Annotated in this window: 16 protein-coding genes; all 16 read left to right on the forward strand. The window is 66.5% G+C overall.

The window, feature by feature from the left end; genetic code table 11:
- Positions 1 to 11 precede the first annotated feature (11 nt).
- The 16 genes from AB1411_10520 (at position 12) to AB1411_10595 (ending at position 16,886) form a co-directional block, all read left to right on the forward strand.
- Positions 12 to 581 (forward strand): OmpH family outer membrane protein, encoded by a 570-nt coding sequence (locus AB1411_10520; protein ID MEW6544030.1) that lies wholly within the window; start codon positions 12 to 14, stop codon positions 579 to 581.
- Positions 582 to 627: 46 nt separating this feature from the next.
- Positions 628 to 1,167 (forward strand): OmpH family outer membrane protein, encoded by a 540-nt coding sequence (locus AB1411_10525; GenBank protein ID MEW6544031.1) that lies wholly within the window; start codon positions 628 to 630, stop codon positions 1,165 to 1,167.
- Between the two features lie 34 nt (positions 1,168 to 1,201).
- Entirely contained in the window at positions 1,202 to 1,651 is a 450-nt protein-coding gene (gene fabZ / locus AB1411_10530; protein ID MEW6544032.1) for a 3-hydroxyacyl-ACP dehydratase FabZ, read from the forward strand.
- A 96-nt stretch (positions 1,652 to 1,747) separates the two neighbouring features.
- Positions 1,748 to 2,563, forward strand: coding sequence for an acyl-ACP--UDP-N-acetylglucosamine O-acyltransferase (gene lpxA, locus AB1411_10535; protein MEW6544033.1), 816 nt, complete (start codon positions 1,748 to 1,750; stop codon positions 2,561 to 2,563).
- Positions 2,564 to 2,567: 4 nt separating this feature from the next.
- Positions 2,568 to 3,437, forward strand: a complete 870-nt coding sequence (gene lpxI, locus AB1411_10540) for a UDP-2,3-diacylglucosamine diphosphatase LpxI (protein MEW6544034.1) — start codon at positions 2,568 to 2,570, stop codon at positions 3,435 to 3,437.
- 69 nt (positions 3,438 to 3,506) lie between these two features.
- Positions 3,507 to 4,469 carry a Gfo/Idh/MocA family oxidoreductase gene (locus tag AB1411_10545; GenBank protein ID MEW6544035.1) on the forward strand — a complete coding sequence of 321 codons (963 nt, stop codon included), beginning with the start codon at positions 3,507 to 3,509 and terminating at the stop codon, positions 4,467 to 4,469.
- A 91-nt stretch (positions 4,470 to 4,560) separates the two neighbouring features.
- Entirely contained in the window at positions 4,561 to 5,673 is a 1,113-nt protein-coding gene (lpxB, locus tag AB1411_10550) for a lipid-A-disaccharide synthase (protein MEW6544036.1), read from the forward strand.
- On the forward strand, positions 5,670 to 7,418 hold the full coding sequence (gene msbA / locus AB1411_10555; protein MEW6544037.1) for a lipid A export permease/ATP-binding protein MsbA: 1,749 nt from the start codon (positions 5,670 to 5,672) through the stop codon (positions 7,416 to 7,418). Before lpxB ends, msbA begins: the two co-directional genes overlap by 4 nt.
- Positions 7,419 to 7,430: 12 nt before the next feature.
- Positions 7,431 to 8,054, forward strand: coding sequence for a lysophospholipid acyltransferase family protein (locus AB1411_10560; protein MEW6544038.1), 624 nt, complete (start codon positions 7,431 to 7,433; stop codon positions 8,052 to 8,054).
- Between the two features lie 133 nt (positions 8,055 to 8,187).
- Positions 8,188 to 9,534 (forward strand): 3-deoxy-D-manno-octulosonic acid transferase, encoded by a 1,347-nt coding sequence (locus AB1411_10565; GenBank protein MEW6544039.1) that lies wholly within the window; start codon positions 8,188 to 8,190, stop codon positions 9,532 to 9,534.
- Positions 9,535 to 9,577: 43 nt separating this feature from the next.
- Complete coding sequence (lpxK, locus tag AB1411_10570; GenBank protein ID MEW6544040.1) at positions 9,578 to 10,621, forward strand: tetraacyldisaccharide 4'-kinase; 1,044 nt, start codon at positions 9,578 to 9,580, stop codon at positions 10,619 to 10,621.
- Positions 10,618 to 12,429 carry a lipopolysaccharide heptosyltransferase II gene (gene waaF, locus AB1411_10575; protein ID MEW6544041.1) on the forward strand — a complete coding sequence of 604 codons (1,812 nt, stop codon included), beginning with the start codon at positions 10,618 to 10,620 and terminating at the stop codon, positions 12,427 to 12,429. Before lpxK ends, waaF begins: the two co-directional genes overlap by 4 nt.
- Before the next feature lie 5 nt (positions 12,430 to 12,434).
- Entirely contained in the window at positions 12,435 to 14,072 is a 1,638-nt protein-coding gene (locus AB1411_10580) for a Gfo/Idh/MocA family oxidoreductase (protein MEW6544042.1), read from the forward strand.
- A complete protein-coding gene (locus tag AB1411_10585; GenBank protein ID MEW6544043.1) occupies positions 14,056 to 15,096 on the forward strand; it encodes a glycosyltransferase family 9 protein in 1,041 nt (346 codons plus the stop codon). The genes AB1411_10580 and AB1411_10585 overlap by 17 nt, the downstream gene beginning before the upstream one ends.
- Positions 15,097 to 15,103: 7 nt before the next feature.
- Complete coding sequence (locus tag AB1411_10590; GenBank protein MEW6544044.1) at positions 15,104 to 16,123, forward strand: glycosyltransferase family 9 protein; 1,020 nt, start codon at positions 15,104 to 15,106, stop codon at positions 16,121 to 16,123.
- A complete protein-coding gene (locus tag AB1411_10595; GenBank protein ID MEW6544045.1) occupies positions 16,116 to 16,886 on the forward strand; it encodes a glycosyltransferase family 2 protein in 771 nt (256 codons plus the stop codon). The genes AB1411_10590 and AB1411_10595 overlap by 8 nt, the downstream gene beginning before the upstream one ends.
- Positions 16,887 to 16,895 lie beyond the last annotated feature (9 nt).

Genomic DNA, 16,895 nt, shown 5'->3' on the forward strand with positions numbered 1-16,895 from the left:
GACACCCTGTCGTGGCTCGAATCAAAAAGGTGGCTGGTCGGGGAGTGCTGGCGGCGGCCGCCATTGTCCATCTCGCCGTGTGGGGTTGTGCAGCGGGGCAGACGACGAGTCAGACGAATCCGGGGGCGCGCGTCGGCGTGCTCGAAATCGAGAAGGTCTTCGCCGAGACGGCCGCCGGCAAGCGGGCCCAGGAGTCGCTCAACACCTTTGTCAGGAACCGCCAGGCCCTGATCGAGCTGGAGGCCAAGGAGTTGAAGCGGATGGAGGAGGACCTGATCAAGCAGGCCAGCGTGCTCAGCGCCAATGCGAGGAAGGAGCGGGAAGACCAGTTCCGCCGACGCGTGGCCGAGTTTCAGCAGAAAGAGGGCGAGCTGAACCGGGAAATCCAGGAGAAGCAGAGCGAGGTGCTCGACGGGTTCCGGGAAAAGGTCGAACGGATCACGGCCAAGGTGGCCCAGCAATTGGAGTTGCAGGTGGTGATCCAGAAGGGGCGTGGCCGGGGCAGCCCGATCATCTACAACGAGCCAACGGTCGATGTGTCCGGCAAGGTGATCGAAGAGTTCAGCAAGGAGCATCCATAGCCCGGCGGCAGGATTCGGACTCGGGCGTCACGAGGAGAAGGGGAGTATGAGGCGAGGAGACCTGCTCATAGTCAGTGCGGTAGTGCTGTTGATGCTCGACCAGGCTGCCGGCCTGGCGGCGGAGGCCTTCAAGGTCGCGGTGATCGATCAACAGGCCATTCTGGAACGGACGAAGTCCGGCAAGCGCATCGTCGAGACCATGAAGGAGTTCGCGACCAGCCGGCAGCGCATCCTGGCGGCTGACGACGAGGAGTTGAAGGGTCTTGAGAAGGAGCTTCGCGAGCAGGGTGGCGGAATGAGCGAGGCGGCCCGGCGGGACAAGCAGGAGGCCTTCCGCGTCAAGTTCGAAGGCTACCAGCGCCGAGTGCAGGAGTTCAATCGCGAGATCCAGAGCAAACAGAAAGAGCTGGGCGACGAGTACATGAAGAAGATCAACGCGGTCGTCACGGAACTGGCCAAGAAGGAAGGATACGTGGCTGTGCTGGACAGGGGGAGTGAGGCCACCATGAAGATCGTCATCTACAGCCGAAGCACCATTGATCTCACGGACCAGGCGGTCAAGGAGATTGACCGGCGGTTTCCGTGAGCGGGACTTGAAATCGGCAGGAGAGGAGGCGGGCATGACCATCGACATCGGGGAGATCCTGGCGCTGCTCCCCCATCGGTATCCCTTTCTGCTCGTAGATCGGATCCGTGAGCTGGAGGTGGAGCGTCGCATCGTCGGGATCAAAAACGTGACGGTCAACGAGCCGTTCTTTCAAGGGCACTTTCCGGATCGCCCGATCATGCCCGGCGTGTTGATCCTGGAAGCGATGGCCCAGGTCGGAGGGGTGCTTGCGTTCAAGTCCTTCCCGGCGGCGGGTCAGCCGGTGGTCTATTTGACCGGAGTGGATCAGGCCAAGTTTCGCAAACCTGTCGTGCCGGGCGATCAGCTGCGAATGGAACTGGAGGTCGTCCGGCGGCGTCCGCCGTTCTGGAAGATGCAGGGCAAGGCCTACGTGGAGGCCGATCTGGTGTGTGAGGCCGAGTTGACGGCGATGGTCACTGAAGAACGGAGCGAAAAGACGTAATGCGGCATGGGTCATCCGTCATTCGACGGAAGCGACAGGAGATTCTTCCACGCATGGCGAGCGACGAATGACGGTGACGTTTCCGAGGAGGTACGAGTGCAGATTCACCCGACAGCGATTGTCCATCCGAAAGCCGAGCTGGGCCAGGACGTGGAGGTCGGGCCCTATTCAATCGTCGGCGAGCATGTCAAGATCGGACGGGGTACCAAGTTGGTCGCTCACGTCTACGTGGAGGGCTGGACCGAGATCGGCGAACGGTGCCAGCTCTACCCCTATGCATCGATCGGGGCTCCGCCTCAGCACCTGCAGTACCGGGGCGAGCCGACCCGCGTGATCATCGGGCATGACACCATCCTGCGGGAATACGTGACGGTCAACCGGGCCACCGTCGCGGGCGGCGGGACGACCAGGGTCGGGAGTCACAATTTCCTGATGGCCTACGTCCACGTGGCCCACGACTGCGACCTGGGCGATCATGTGATCATGGCCAACGCCGCGTCCCTCGCAGGGCACATCACGATCGGCGAGCACGCCATCATCGGGGGGCTCGTGGGGATCCACCAATTCGTACGCGTCGGCGCCTACGCGATGATCGGCGGGTGCACCGCCCTGGGACAGGACGTCCCGCCCTTCATGCGGGCAGCCGGGGGCTATCGGGCCAGGCTCTACGGGCCCAACTCGGTCGGCCTCAAGCGGCACGGGTTTTCCAACGACCGGCTGACCGAACTGAGGCGAGCCTACGAACTGCTGTTCCGTTCCGGACTCCGCATGGCCGACGCCTTGAAGCAGGCGCGGGACGAGTTCGGGGACAACCAGGACGTGCAGGTCGTGGTGGCGTTCATGGAGGCGACCAAGCGGGGCATTGTCCGGTCCGCCGGCCTCGATGAAAGGGAGGACGAGGGAGGGGAATAGATCAGTGGGGCAACCGGAGCGACAGAAGCCGGAGCTGCCGTCGCCAGGGGAGCGGATCGGCCTGATCGCCGGCAACGGGCGGTTCCCCATCATCTTCGCGGAGAACGTCCGGCGACTGGGGTATGCGGTGTCCGCGGTCGCCCACGTCGGAGAGACCGAGCCGGAGCTGGAGAAGTACGTCGACCACATCCACTGGGTCAAGATCGGGCAGTTCAACAAGCTCATCCAGGCGCTCAAGGCCGACGGAGTCCGCCAGGCGGTCATGCTCGGCGGGATCAGCAAGACGCACGTGTTCACCACCGTCATGCCGGATCTCAGGGCCCTGGCGGTCGCCAGCCGCCTCAAGCAGTGGAAGGATGACGCGATCTTGCGGGAGATCGCGGCGGAGCTGGAGGGCGAGGGCATCACGGTCCGGGAATCCACCTTCGGGCTCAGCGGAGTCCTGGTCGAGGAAGGCGTGCTCACGACGCGCCGGCCGAGCAATCGGGAGTGGGAGGACATCCGGTACGGCTGGGAGATCGCGCGGGAGATCGGTCGGCTGGACATCGGCCAGTGCGTGGTGATCAAAGATCGGGTCGTGGTCGCGGTCGAGGCGGTGGAGGGGACCGATGAGGCCGTCCGTCGCGGGGGCGCGCTGGCCCGCGAAGGGGCCGTCGTGGTCAAGCGGTGCAAACCCCAGCAGGACCTCCGCTTCGACCTGCCGGCCGTCGGTCCCACGACGATCCAGACGATGGCGTCGGTGCAGGCCGCCGCCCTCGTCGTCGAGGCGGAGCGCAGCGTGCTGCTCGACCGGGAGGAGACGATCCGCAGGGCGGAGCACTCGGGCATCGCCGTGGTCGGCCTCGCTGAAGAGGGCGTGAAGCGCGAAGCGTGAAGCGTATCTCTATTTCGGTAGAGCTGCGCATTGCGTTGTACGGGGAACGTTTCACGAGCAACGGGATACGTGAAGAAGGTACGGGCCGGCGTCATCGGGGTGGGCCACCTGGGTCAACACCACGCCCGCCTCTACGCCGCGCTGCCGGAGGTCGAGCTGGTCGGGGTCATGGACGCCGACCCTGCGCGGGCGCAGATGATCGGGGAACGGTACGGCGCCACGCCGGTCTCCACACTCGCCGACTTGCTGCCGCAGGTCCAGGCGGTGAGCGTAGCGGTTCCGACCTCGGCCCACCACGAGATCGTGAAGGTCTGCCTGGAAGCCGGGGTGCACGTGCTCGTCGAAAAGCCGATCGCGGTGACCAGCGCCGAGGCGCAAGACCTCGTCGAGCTGGCCGGGCGGCGCGGGCTGGTGTTGCAGGTCGGCCACATCGAACGGTTCAACCCGGTGATCCGGGCCGTACGCCCGCACATCGGGAAGCCGGGCTTCATCGAGTGCCACCGTCTCAGCCCGTTCGGGGAACGGGGGACGGACGTGGACGTGGTTCTGGACCTGATGATTCACGACCTGGACATGATCCTGTCCTTCGAGCCGGGACCGGTCGAAGAAGTGCGCGCGGCCGGCGTGCCGGTGCTCTCGCCGAACATCGACATCGCGAACGCCCGGATCGCGTTCGGCAGCGGCTGCGTCGCCAACCTGACGGCCAGCCGCGTCTCCACGACCCGCATGCGCCGGCTCCGGCTTTTCCAGCGGGACGCCTACGTCTCGGTGGACTATCAGACGCGCCAGGGGGTCATTTTTCGCCGGCTGGTCGAAGAGGGGAAGCGGCCGGAGATCACGGTCGAGCAGGTCCAGGGGAGCGACGAGGAGCCCCTCAAGCTGGAGATGGAGTCCTTCGTCACGGCCGTCGCTGGCGCAACCCGGCCCGTGGTCAGCGGAGAGGACGGAGCGGCCGCGCTGGAGCTGGCGCACCAGGTCCTCGAGGCCATCAGGCAGTTCATGCGCCGCCACGAACAGGCGTGCGAATGGTGATCGGTGATGAGTGATCGGTAAGGAGGCTCTGAATACCGTGGCTGGCCACCTGTCACCTGTCACCTGTCGCCCATCACCACGTATTTTGATCGTGACCGGTGAGGCCTCGGGAGACCTGCACGGGGCGAACTTGGCCGCCGCCATCCGCGCGCTGTGTCCAGAGGCCGAGATTCTTGGCGTCGGCGGTCCGAAGATGCAGGCTGCGGGCGTCAAGCTGATCCTCGGGATCGAGGGGCTGACCGCGATCGGGATGATCGGGTGGGCCGTGCTCAGCCGGAGCGTCCGGACCTACGTGACCCTGGCCCGCTTTCTGCGTCGGCAGCCGCTCGGCGCCGTGGTCTTCGTTGACAATCCCGGGCTGAACCTGCGCCTGGCCCGGGTCGCGAAGCGCGCGGGGCACCGGGTCGCCTATTACGTCGCTCCCCAGATCTGGGCCTGGCACGCCGGCCGGATCAACGTGATCAAGCGGGTCGTGGATCGCATGATCGTCATCCTGCCGTTCGAACGCGAGATCTACGAGCGGGCCGGGGTGCGCTGCGACTTCGTCGGCCATCCGCTGCTGGACGTCGTGGCGCCGTCCTACGACCGCTCCGAGCTCCGCAAGCGCTTCGGGGTGGACGGGGCCTCGCGGGTCATCGGGTTCCTGCCGGGGAGTCGGGAGCGGGAGGTCCGCGATCTGCTGCCGGTGATGCTGCGCGCCGCCGCGACCCTGGCCCGGACGCATCCGGGCCTGCAATTCGTGCTGGCCCAGGCGGCGTCGCTCTCGGCGCGTCTGCTGGAGGATCTGCTGGCTGGCTCCGGCGTGAGCGTTCGGGTCGTGCGGGACCAGCCGAACGAGGTCATGGCGGCCTCGGACCTGCTCTTCGTCGCGTCGGGAACCGCGACCCTGCAGGCGGCGCTCGTCGGGACGCCCATGGTCATTCTTTACCGCGTCTCCCGGCTGACCTATTGGCTCGGCCGCCTCCTGGTCCGGGTCAAGTGCATCGGGCTGGTCAATCTGGTGGCCGGTCGCAAATTCGTGCCCGAGCTCATTCAGCGGGACGCGACGCCCGAGCGGCTCTGCGAGGAGGCGAGCCGTTTGCTCGACGACGAACTGGCCAACAGGGAGATGAGCGCGGCGCTGCGCCGCGTGCGGGAGGAGCTCGGCGAGCCGGGGGCGTCTCGGCGCGCGGCGGCGGCGGTCTTGTCGGAGTGCCGGACATGACCGTGTTTCTCAGGCTCGCCCGCTATCTTCTGCACTACCGGTTCCGGCTGGTCGTGGCGTTCGTCTGCTCCGGCCTGGTCGCGGCCTTCTCTGGCGCCTACGCCTGGCTCGTGCGCCCGGTGCTGGACGGCATCTTCATCAACAAGGACGAGCGGCTCCTGATCGTGCTGCCGGTGGCGATCCTGGCCGTGGCCGTGCTGAAGGGTCTGGCCAATTACGGGCAGAGCTACTTGATGAACTACGTCGGCAACCAGACCGTCGCCGACATCCGCGACGAGCTGTTCCTCCACATCCTGCGCCTTCCCGTCGGCTACCATGACGCCAACACGACCGGACGCCTGATGTCGCGCATCGTCAACGACGTCAGCCTCATGGCCAACGCCGTGGCCAACGTGCTGAAGGACCTGTTCCAGCAGGGGCTGACCTTCCTCGCGATGGTGGGCGTCATCTTCTACCAGAACTGGAAGCTGGCCGCCCTGTCCGCGGTCGTGATCCCGGTCTCGCTGCACACGATGCTCCGCATGGGGCAGCGGCTGCGCCGGCTGGCCACCAGCGGGCAGGAGCGGGTCGGAGACATGACGTCGGTCCTGCAGGAGGCCCTGGTCGGCATCAGGATCGTCAAGGCGTTCGGGCAGGAAGAAGCCGAAGGGGGGCGCTTCCGTGACAGCAACAGGGCGTACCTGCGCACGAGCATGAAGGCCACCCAGGTGTCCGCGCTCGCCTCCTCCTACATGGAAGTCATCGGAGTGGTCGGCGTCGCCGCCATCATCTGGTACGGCGGGTACCTGGTGATTCACGGAGCGATGACGCCCGGGTCGTTCTTCTCGTTCCTGGCGGCCATGTTCATGGCCTACACGCCGATCCGTCGCCTGTCCGGGGCCAACAACACGATCCAGCAGGCCCTGTCGGCGGCCGAGCGGGTCTTCGCCGTGCTGGATCTCGCGGGCGAACAGAGCCGGGACCGGGGGCGCAAGGACCTGGCGCCGATCCGTTCTTCGCTGGAGTTCCGGGACGTGACCTTCAGGTACGAGGGAGGCGACCGCCCTGCGCTCCAGCACGTCAATTTGACGGTTCGGGCCGGCGAGGTCGTCGCCCTGGTCGGGAGCAGCGGGAGCGGAAAGACCACGCTGGTCAGCCTGGTGCCCAGGTTTTACGAGCCGACGGAAGGGGCGGTGCTGATCGACGGGCAGGACGTCCGCGGGTACACCCTCCGCTCCCTGCGCGCCCAAATCGGCATCGTGTCCCAGGACACGGTCCTGTTCGACGATACGGTCAGGAACAACGTCGCGTACGGGCGGGTTGCGGCGACCGAGGAGGAGATCGTGCAGGCGGCCAAGGCGGCTTACGCCCACGATTTCATCGAGCGGCTCCCGGACGGGTATCGGACGCTGATCGGGGAGAACGGGGTCAAGCTCTCGGGTGGTGAGCGGCAGCGGTTGGCCATCGCCCGGGCGATCCTGCGTGATCCGCCCCTGCTCATCCTGGATGAAGCGACCTCCTCGCTGGATTCCGAGTCCGAACGCATCGTGCAGCTCGCCCTGTCGAACCTGATGAAGAACCGCACGACCCTCGTCATCGCGCACCGGCTCTCCACCGTCCAGCGTGCGGATCGGATCGTGGTGCTGGACGGGGGGCGCATTGTGGAAATGGGCACCCACGAGGAACTGCTTGCACGGGGAGGGCCCTACAAGCGGCTCTATGCGATCCAGTTCCAGACCGAGGAAATGACGCCGTCGCCTTCGTGAACGGGTAATCCGGTGGGGTATTCGCGTACGCTGAGTTGGCTCAAGCTGCACCTGGTTCCACCGGTCGGCGCCTTGGCGATCCGGCTGCTGGGGAAGACCCTGCGGATCCAAACCGTGGGGACCGAGGTCGTCGACCGGCTCTACCGGCAGGGAACCAACTGCATCTTTGCCTTCTGGCACAGTCGGCAACTGATGATGCCGCTCGCCTATCGCGGGACCGGGGCCCACGTCCTGATCAGCGAGCATCGGGACGGCGAGTTGATCCAGCGGATCGTCGCACGCTTCGGCTTTTCCGCGGTCCGGGGGTCCACCACCAGGGGCGGGGCGGCGGCGCTCCGGCAACTCATCCGGCTCGGCCAGTCCGGTGCGGACTTGGTCGTCACCCCCGACGGACCCAAGGGCCCGAGACAGGTCGCGCAGATCGGGGTGATCCAACTGGCCAAGGCTACGGGGCTGCCCATCGTCCCGCTCACCTTCGCCTGCTCAAAAAAAAACTCTTCGCGAGCTGGGACCGGTTCCTGGTTCCCTATCCGTCCGGACGAGGCCTGTTCCTGTGGGGCGAGCCGATCTGGGTCAAGCCCGACTCAACGGCTGAGGATCTGGAAGCCAAGCGGATCGAGTTGCAGGAAGCGTTGAACCGGATCACGGCGGAAGCGGATGAGGCCGTGACGCGTGACGGGTGACGCGTGACAGGTCACGCAGGTGAGCAAAGGCGGTTCTCCGTTCCTACGTGTCACGCGTCGCGTGTGGCGCATCCCGGGTCCTGCTGATGTGGTACCTGGCGTACAACCTTTTGCTCATCCTGGCTTCTCCCCTGATGCTGCTGGTTCTCCTGGCGAAAAAACGCTGCCGCCGGGGCTTGCCGCAGCGATTGGGGTTTCTGCCGGTGGGATTTCCTGGCCAGGACCGGCCCGTGCTCTGGGTCCATGCCGTCTCGCTCGGCGAGGCGGTGGCGGTCGCACCGTTGATTCGGGAGTTGCACCACCGTCACCCCGAATACCGAATCGTCGTCTCCACGGTGACCGAGACCGGGCGCGAAGCGGTGGAGCAGCGGCTTGCGGGAATCGCGGTTCATTGCTACGCCCCGCTGGATTTTCCCTGGGTGGTCTCGAAGGTCGTGGCACGGCTGAAGCCCCGCATCTTCCTGTTCGTCGAGACCGAACTGTGGCCCAACCTGCTCCGGATGTTGGCGCAACGCGGCGTGCCGGCGATCCTGGTCAACGGCCGGCTGTCCTCTCGTTCGTTCGAGCGGTATCGGCTCGTGCGGCCCTTCATGGCGAGGGTCCTTGGGAATGTGGCCCTCTGCCTGGCCCAATCGGGACGGGATGCCGAGCGTCTGGCCGCGTTGGGAGCGCCCCCGGATCGCGTCATCCGGACCGGCAGCATCAAGTTCGACCAGCCGGAACCGGCCAGGAGACTGGATCGAGCGGCTCTCGGATTGGCGGAAGGCGAAGAATTGATCGTGGCGGGCAGCACGCATCAGGGGGAAGAGGAGGCGATCCTGGCCGGCTACGAGCGGTTGCTGAGAGAATTTCCTCGGCTGGTGCTGATGCTGGCGCCACGCCACATCGAACGGTCCGGTGCGGTCGAGGCCATGGTGACGCAGAACGGCTTCAAAGCCGTGCGCCGAAGCAGGCTGGCCCCAGACGGATCCGGAGACAATCCGAGCGGCCCCCGCGTGATCGTTCTGGACACGAGGGGCGAACTCGCCGAGGTCTATCGGTATGCCGTGCTCTCGTTCGTCGGGGGCACGCTCGTCCCGGTCGGCGGGCACAATCTCCTGGAGCCGGCTGTCTGGGGTAAGCCCGTCTTCTTCGGTCCGCATACGGACCACTGTGCGGAGGTGGCCGCGCTGTTGCTGGAGGCTGGCGGGGGGATTCAAGTTCGCGACGGAGCGGGCCTGGGCGTTGCGATGATGCGGCTGCTCAAGGACCGTTCCGCTCTGCGGACCGCGGGAACCGCGGCCCAACAAGTTATCGCCGACAACCGCGGCGCCGTCCAGCGCAGCTTGGAATACATCGGAGCATACGTGCGGGGACGGTCCCACGGTCAGGCCAGCCAGGAACGGAGCGGAGTGGCCCCGCAGCCGGTTCCGCTCGGGAAACTGCCCCGGTGATCCGTTTCACCTTCTGGTTGACGGGGGGACCGATCGGATCTGCATGCGGGTTCTGCTGACAGGCTTGGCCGTGCCCTATGGGCTGGCGGTGAGGGCGAGGGCGCTCCTGTACCGGGTCGGATGGCTGCCGAGCCGGCGGCTCCCGCGTCCGGTGGTGAGTGTAGGCAATCTGACGGTGGGAGGGACCGGCAAGACGCCGATCGTCATCTGGATCGCCCAGCGGTTGACGGCCCAGGGGATGGCCGTGGCGGTTTTGAGCCGAGGCTACCGCCGTCGGACTCGGGGATCGTTCCTGTTGGTGTCGGACGGGGACACCGTCCTGGCCGGACCGGCCGATGCGGGAGACGAGCCGTATCTGATCGCCCAGCGCTGTCCCGGCGCGGTGGTGGCGGTCGGCGCGGATCGGTATCGGCTGGGGCGGTGGCTACTGGAGCGGAGCCCGAGGACCATTGATTGCTTCGTCCTCGACGACGGCTTCCAGCATCTGGCCCTGTGTCGCGACGTAGACCTCCTGCTCGTGGATGCGACGGATGCGGACGGGTTGGCCGGGTTGCTCCCGGCTGGCCGGTTGAGGGAGCCGCTGACAGCGGCCCGACGTGCGACCGCAGTGCTGATCACCCGCGCCGAGTCCCGGGCGGCCTGCGAGACCATGGCGCGGACCATCGAGGCGGCCGGGGTCTCGGGCCAGCCCATTTTCGTCCGGTTCAGGCCGGATGGGATCGTGCCGGTTGGGGGCGGATCCGCTCAAGAGGCGGAGGTCGTGGCGGGGCGCAAGGCGCTGGCGTTCAGCGGGATTGCCAATCCCCGGTCGTTCCACGAAACCTTGGCCGGCTTGGGGGTGACGTTGGTGGACAGCCTGGTCTTTCCCGACCACCATTGGTATCGGGCTGCCGAGTTGGAGGAGATCAGGCAACGGGCCGCCCGTGGCGGGGCCGAGCTGGTCCTCACGACCGAGAAGGATGCGGGTAAGGTAGCGCCTCTGCTCAAACCGGACGACCGGTTCCTGGCCGTGAGATTGGGCGCCGAGATTCTGCGGGGACAGGATCGGCTGGAGCGGCTGCTCTTCTCCGTGACGGGTGACAGGTGACAAGTAAAGAGCGAGAAGTCAGAACTGAGCAACTGGGAGGTATCGGCCACGCGTCACGCGTCACGCATCACGATTCCGTTCGGCGGATCCTGGTCCGCGGACCTAACTGGATCGGGGATGCGGTGATGTGCGAGCCGGCGGTGGCGGAGGTGCGCCGCCTGTTCCCGGCTGCAGAGGTAACGTTGCTCGTCAAGACGCCCGTGGCCGAGCTGTTCGCGCACCATCCGGCCGTGAGTCGGATCCTGGTGTATGAGGATCGGGAACGCCACGCGGGGTTGGGCGGCAAGTGGACTCTGTCGAGCCAGTTGCGCCGCCAGGGGTTCGACCTGGCCATCCTCTTTCAAAACGCGTTTGAAGCGGCGCTGCTCTCGTTTCTGGCTGGAATCCCCCGCCGTTACGGCTATGCGACGGACGGGAGAGGTCTGCTCCTATCCGATCCCGTTCCCGTGCCGGATCGGACGGCCGTCGCCCACCAGGTCCATTACTATTGGGATCTGCTGAAGCCCCTCGGAGCGACTGGCCGAGCTGGTACACCGCAGTTGTTTCTCGGGGATCAGGAGAAGGAGGCCATGGCTCGGCGCCTGGCTGAGGCGGGGATCGCCGACGGCGATCTGGTCATCGGCTTGAACCCCGGCTCGACCTACGGAGGGGCCAAGCGGTGGCTGCCAGAGCGGTTCGCAGAGGTCGCCGATCGGCTGGTGCGGGACAGTGAGGGAAAAGGGCGGACCATCCGCGTCGTGATCGTGGGGGCCGGAGGTGAGGAGGCTTTGGGCCAGTCCATTGCCGGACTCATGGAGACCGGACCGTCCGTGAAGCCCGTGGTCCTTTCCGGCCGGACCTCGATCCGGGAGCTCATGGCGGTCGTGCACCGGTGCGCCCTCTTCCTGACCAACGATACGGGCCCCATGCACATCGCCGCGGCGTTCGACGTTCCGGTCGTGGCCGTGTTCGGTCCGACGGATTGGCGGACGACGTCTCCGTTCGGCGGGCTCCATCGCGTCGTCCGTCAGCCGGTGGACTGCGCCCCCTGCCTGCTCCGGGAATGTCCGATCGACCACCGATGCATGACCCGGGTGACGGTCGGTCAGGTCTACGACGCAGCTTTCGAGCTCCTGCAACGTGGGCGAGAGGCTCGGGGCGAGAGGCTCGGGGCGAGGTTTGAACATCTAGCCCCTAGCCCCCTGCCGCCTGCCCCATTGGCCGGCACGACAGTCTTTCTAGACCGGGACGGCACGGTGAATCACGACACCGGCTATGTGAAGGGTCCGGAGGAGTTGGTGCTGTTTCCCGGCGTCGTCGAGGCGGTCGCGTGTCTCAAGCGGGCCGGCGCCCGCGTCGTGCTGGTGACGAACCAGTCCGGGGTCGCCAGGGGATTGATTGCGCCCGCTGCGCTGGAGGCCATTCACGCCCGGCTGCGGAGCCTCCTGGAGGCCGGCGGGACGACGCTCGACGGTCTCTACGTCTGCCCGCACCATCCCGACGACGGCTGCCCCTGCAGGAAGCCACGGACGGGGCTGGTGGACCGGGCGATCGCCGAGCTGGGGCTGGACCGGTCTTCGGCCTATGTCGTGGGCGACCAGCGCCGCGATATCGAGTTGGGATGGAACATTGGGGCGCGGACGGTGCTGGTAACCACCGGCCCCACCAGCGAGGAGGCGCTGGTGAGCCTGCGGGCTGACGGGACGCCTCCGGATGCGGTGGCGGGAAACCTGGGCGAGGCGGTGGAGTGGATCTTCCGGAATGCCGGATCCTTGCGTCGCGGAGCTCCGCTTCGCGATGTGACCTGGGCGGGGAGGGGATTGAGGTGATCCGGGTGGCTTGCATCGGGGCCGGCGCTTGGGGCACGAACCTCGTCCGGAGTTTCTCCGCCCTGGGGGCTCTGCACACGATCTGTGAACGTGATCCTGCTGTGTTGCAGCGCGCCGCCAAGGCGTATCCGGATGCCAAAGCCCGTGACTCCTATGAGGCTGTGCTGGCGGACCCGGAGGTCCAAGCAGTAGCCATCGCGTCCCCGGCCGGATCCCACGCGGCGATGGCCGTGGAGGCGCTGGAGGCGGGCAAGGATGTCTTTGTCGAGAAGCCCCTTGCACTGACCCTCTCGGATGGACGCCACGTGGTGCGGGCGGCTGAGCGGACCTCGCGGATCCTGATGGTCGGGCACCTCCTGCAATACCATCCGGCCGTGCGGGCTCTCCGCGACCTTGTCCTCAAGGGCGACCTCGGGAAGGTCCACTATCTTTACTCCACCAGGCTGAACATCGGAAAATTTCGGAGGGAGGAGAACATCCTCTGGAGCTTCGCCCCCCACGACCTCTCCGTGATCCTGATGCTGGTCGGCCAGATGCCCGCCACGGTCCAGGCGAGCGGCGGAACATATCTGCAGCATGGAGTGCCGGACGTGACGATGACGGCGCTCTCGTTTCCCAACGGCGTCAAGGCCCACGTCTTCGTGAGCTGGCTGCATCCTTTCAAAGAGCAAAAGCTGGTCGTGGTCGGGAGCCGGAAGATGGCGGTCTTCGACGACCTGTCCAAAGAAAAGTTGCTCCTGTATCCTCATCGCGTGGACTGGATTGACCATGCGCCGGTCGCTTTACGTGCCGACGCGGAGGTCGTTCCCGTTCCCACGGAGGAGCCGCTGGCTGCTGAGTGCCGGCATTTCCTTCGCTGTGTCGAACGGCGCCTCAAGCCCCGGACCGACGGGGAGGAGGCGCTCCGTGTGTTGGAGGTCCTGGAGGCGGGCCAGGCCTCGCTGGATCAGGGCGGAGCCTCGGTCCGTGTGCGGGCCGCGGGCCAGGGGGAGCGGGGCGCGCGCGCCGAAAAGCCGGCTGTGATTCCTCCGGGTGTCTGGGTGCATCCGACCGCCGTCGTGGACCAGCCGGCTCAGATTCTGTCCGGCACCAAGGTCTGGCACTTTTCCCACGTGCTGGCCGGCTCCCGGATCGGAGCCGATTGCGTAATCGGCCAAAACGTCGTCATCGGTCCGAACGTGACGATCGGCAACCGGGTCAAGATCCAAAACAACGTGTCGGTCTACGAAGGGGTCACGCTCGAGGACTTCGTGTTTTGCGGGCCTTCCATGGTGTTCACAAACGTGCTCAATCCCCGCAGCGCCATTCCACGGAAAGCCGAGATCAAGCCGACCCTGGTCAAGCGGGGCGCGACGCTGGGCGCCAACTGCACGGTGCTCTGCGGGGTGACCGTGGGACGGTGCGCCTTCGTCGGGGCCGGGGCGGTGGTGACGGAAGACGTGCCGGACTACTCGCTGGTGGTGGGCAATCCCGCTCGCCGGCTCGGCTGGATCTGCGCGTGCGGAATCAAGCTCGCGGTGCGGCGTGGACAGGCGGCGTGCCGGGTCTGCGGAGCCCAGTACGTCGTGAGCCGCAAAGCCGGGTGTCAACCGGTTGCGGATGCGGAATCGGAGGCGGGGCGTCGCCGTGCTCGTTCACGCTGATTTCCGGCGTGTCCTGATCATCAAGCCTAGCTCGCTGGGCGACGTGGTCCATGCCCTGCCCACCCTGGCTGCGCTGCGGGACCGATTTCCGAAGGCCCACATCGCCTGGCTCGTCAAGCGGCAGTGGGCGGACCTCCTGGAGCGGGCCGACGGGCTTGACGAGGTGTGGCCGGTGGAGCCGACCGTGGGCGGGTGGCTGGCTCAACTGCCTCGCCTCCGCTCGGCGCGCTTCGACCTCGTGGTGGATCTCCAGGGGCTGCTCCGAAGCGGCGCCCTCGCCTGGCTGAGCGGCTGTCCGGTCCGGCTCGGCTTCGCCACGGCCCGCGAGGCCAGCCCGATGTTCTACACCCACAAGGTGTCCGTTCCGTCTCCTCAAATTCATGCAGTGGATCGGTATCTGCTGGCCGCGACCGCCCTGGGCGCGACTGTCCGGGGGCGACCGGAGTTCCGTCTGCGACCCTCCACGGCCGATCGGGAAGACGTGACCCGACTGCTGACGGTGCACGGGCTGAAGGAAGGGACCAGGTGGATCGCGGTGAACGTGTCGGCCCGGTGGCCGACGAAGGTCTGGCCCCCCGAGCGGTTCGCGGCCCTCGCCGACGGTCTGCAAAGGGAAGGGCTCGGCTCCGCCGTGCTGATCGGCGGGTCGGATGAGCGGCCTGCCTCGCAGGCGGTGCGGACGTTGATGCGGACGCCCGCCATGGATCTCACGGGCAAGACGGCCCTGCGCCTCCTGCCTGCGCTGCTCGAATCGGCTGCGCTGCTCGTCACCAACGATTCCGGCCCCATGCACGTGGCGGCGGCGGTGAGGACGCCGGTCGTCGCCCTGTTCGGGGCCACGAGCCCGGTCCTGACCGGCCCGTACGGGACGGGCCACCGCGTGTTGACCCATCAGGTTCCCTGCAGCCCCTGCCTCAGCCGGACCTGTCGCAATCCGGTCCGGCTCGAATGTCTGGCTGGTGTGTCCTCCGAGCTGGCGTTGGAGGCGGTACGCGCCCAGTTGGCGCTCAAGCCGGAGCGTTGAACGGGCCATGAACATTCTGCTGGTCAGGCCGGACGGGATCGGCGACGAAATCCTGTGTCTTCCCGTCGCCTCGGCGTTGCGGCGGCTGAAGCCGGAGGCGCGCATCACGTTCCTCTCCAGCGACTATGCGGCCCCGGTCCTGGCGCACCATCCGGACCTCGACGAGGTCTGGACCGTCACGGGACGCGAGACCCTTTCCGAGTTGACCGCGTTCTTCCGCCGCGGGATCGACGCCGCCTTGTTTCTGAAGCCGTTCCGTCGCTTGATGCTGGCGGCCTGGCTCGCGCGGGTGCCGGCGCGGGTGGCAACCGGGTACCGGTGGTACAGTGTCCTGGCCAACCGACGGGTCTACGAGCATCGCAGCGATTTTTCCAAGCATGAGAGCGAGTACAATCTGGGGCTTCTGCGCGGCCTGGGCCTTGAGCCCGGCTCCGAGCCGCCGCCCGCGCTCGTGCTCACGGAAGAGGAGCGGCGGTGGGGGGCGCAACGGCTCGGCGGATTGCCGCAGCGGCGGATCGTGGTCCACCCGGGCGGGCTCTCGACGCGCCGATGGAAGGTCGAGCGTTACCGGGCCTTGACGAGACGCTTGCTCGACGAGGGACTGGGCGTGGTCCTGACCGGCAGCGCCGCTGAGCGAGAGGTGTTCCTCGATCGGCAGGCTCCGGAGCCGTCGGATGGCGAGGGCTTGCTGAACCTCATGGGAGAACTCACGGTGCGACAGCTCATGGCCGTCATTGGAGCCTGCCAGGTCGTCGTGTCGGGGTCCACCGGCCCGGCCCACCTCGCCGCGGCGCTGGGGGCGGCGACGGTCAGCCTGTTCGATCCACGGCGGAATCAGCTGCCGACTCGTTGGAAGCCGCTGGGCACCGGCACTATCCTGCGGCCGGATGTCCCGACCTGCCCCCGGTGCGTCTACGAAGCCTGTCCCTATTGGGATTGCCTGGACCGGATTACGGTCGAGCAGGTGACGGCGCGAGTCTCCCGGGCCCTGACCTCGGCTGATCCGGTCACGGTGATCCATGTCTAAGTTGTCCGTCTACGTGATCGCCTACAACGACGAGCCCAACATCCGGGCCTGCCTGGAGTCCGTCTCCTGGGCGGACGAGCTCGTCGTCGTGGATTCCTTCAGCACCGATGCGACCGAGAAAATCAGCCGGGAGTTCACCGACAAGGTCTATCAGCACGAGTTCCACGGGTTCGGCCGGCTGCGCAACGAGGCGGTTGCGCGCTGTACGCACGAGTGGATTTTTAGCCTGGATACGGACGAGCGGGCGACGCCGGAGATTCGGGAGGAGATTTGTCACGTGATCGGAGGGCAACCGGACGCGGACGCCTATTTCGTGCCCAGGAAGAATTACTTTCTCGGGCGCTGGATCCGCCACTCCGGCTGGTATCCCGATTACCGCCAGCCTCAGCTCTTCAGGAGGGGCCGGTTGCGGTACCGAGAAGACCTAGTCCACGAGGGGTTCGAGTTGGACGGGCGCATCGGTCATCTCAAGGAGCATGTGCTCCAGTATCCCTTCCGGGACATCGACCATTACCTGGCCAAAATGGACCGCTACTCGGACCTCATGGCCAAGCGCATGACGGAGCAGGGACGGACGTTCCACCCGCATCAGCTCGTGACGCATCCCTGCTTCGCGTTTCTGAAAATGTACGTCGCTCGGGCGGGATTCCTGGATGGGATGCCAGGGTTGATCCTGGCCGGTCTCTACGCCTATTACACGTTCATCAAATATGCTAAGTTCTGGGAGCGCGGCCGAGAGGGCGTGCGGGAATTGGCACGATAGGAAGAAGGT

The sequence above is a fragment of the Nitrospirota bacterium genome, from assembly GCA_040757595.1.
Classification (GTDB): domain Bacteria; phylum Nitrospirota; class Nitrospiria; order Nitrospirales; family Nitrospiraceae; genus JBFLWP01.

Excerpts from the sequence above, each read along its gene's own strand:
- AB1411_10525 (MEW6544031.1), top strand. The coding sequence starts at position 628 with ATGAGGCGAGGAGACCTGCTCATAGTCAGTGCGGTAGTGCTGTTGATG.
- fabZ (MEW6544032.1), top strand. The coding sequence starts at position 1,202 with ATGACCATCGACATCGGGGAGATCCTGGCGCTGCTCCCCCATCGGTAT.
- msbA (MEW6544037.1), top strand. The coding sequence starts at position 5,670 with ATGACCGTGTTTCTCAGGCTCGCCCGCTATCTTCTGCACTACCGGTTC.
- AB1411_10565 (MEW6544039.1), top strand. The coding sequence starts at position 8,188 with ATGTGGTACCTGGCGTACAACCTTTTGCTCATCCTGGCTTCTCCCCTG.
- lpxK (MEW6544040.1), top strand. The coding sequence starts at position 9,578 with ATGCGGGTTCTGCTGACAGGCTTGGCCGTGCCCTATGGGCTGGCGGTG.
- AB1411_10590 (MEW6544044.1), top strand. The coding sequence starts at position 15,104 with ATGAACATTCTGCTGGTCAGGCCGGACGGGATCGGCGACGAAATCCTG.
- AB1411_10595 (MEW6544045.1), top strand. The coding sequence starts at position 16,116 with ATGTCTAAGTTGTCCGTCTACGTGATCGCCTACAACGACGAGCCCAAC.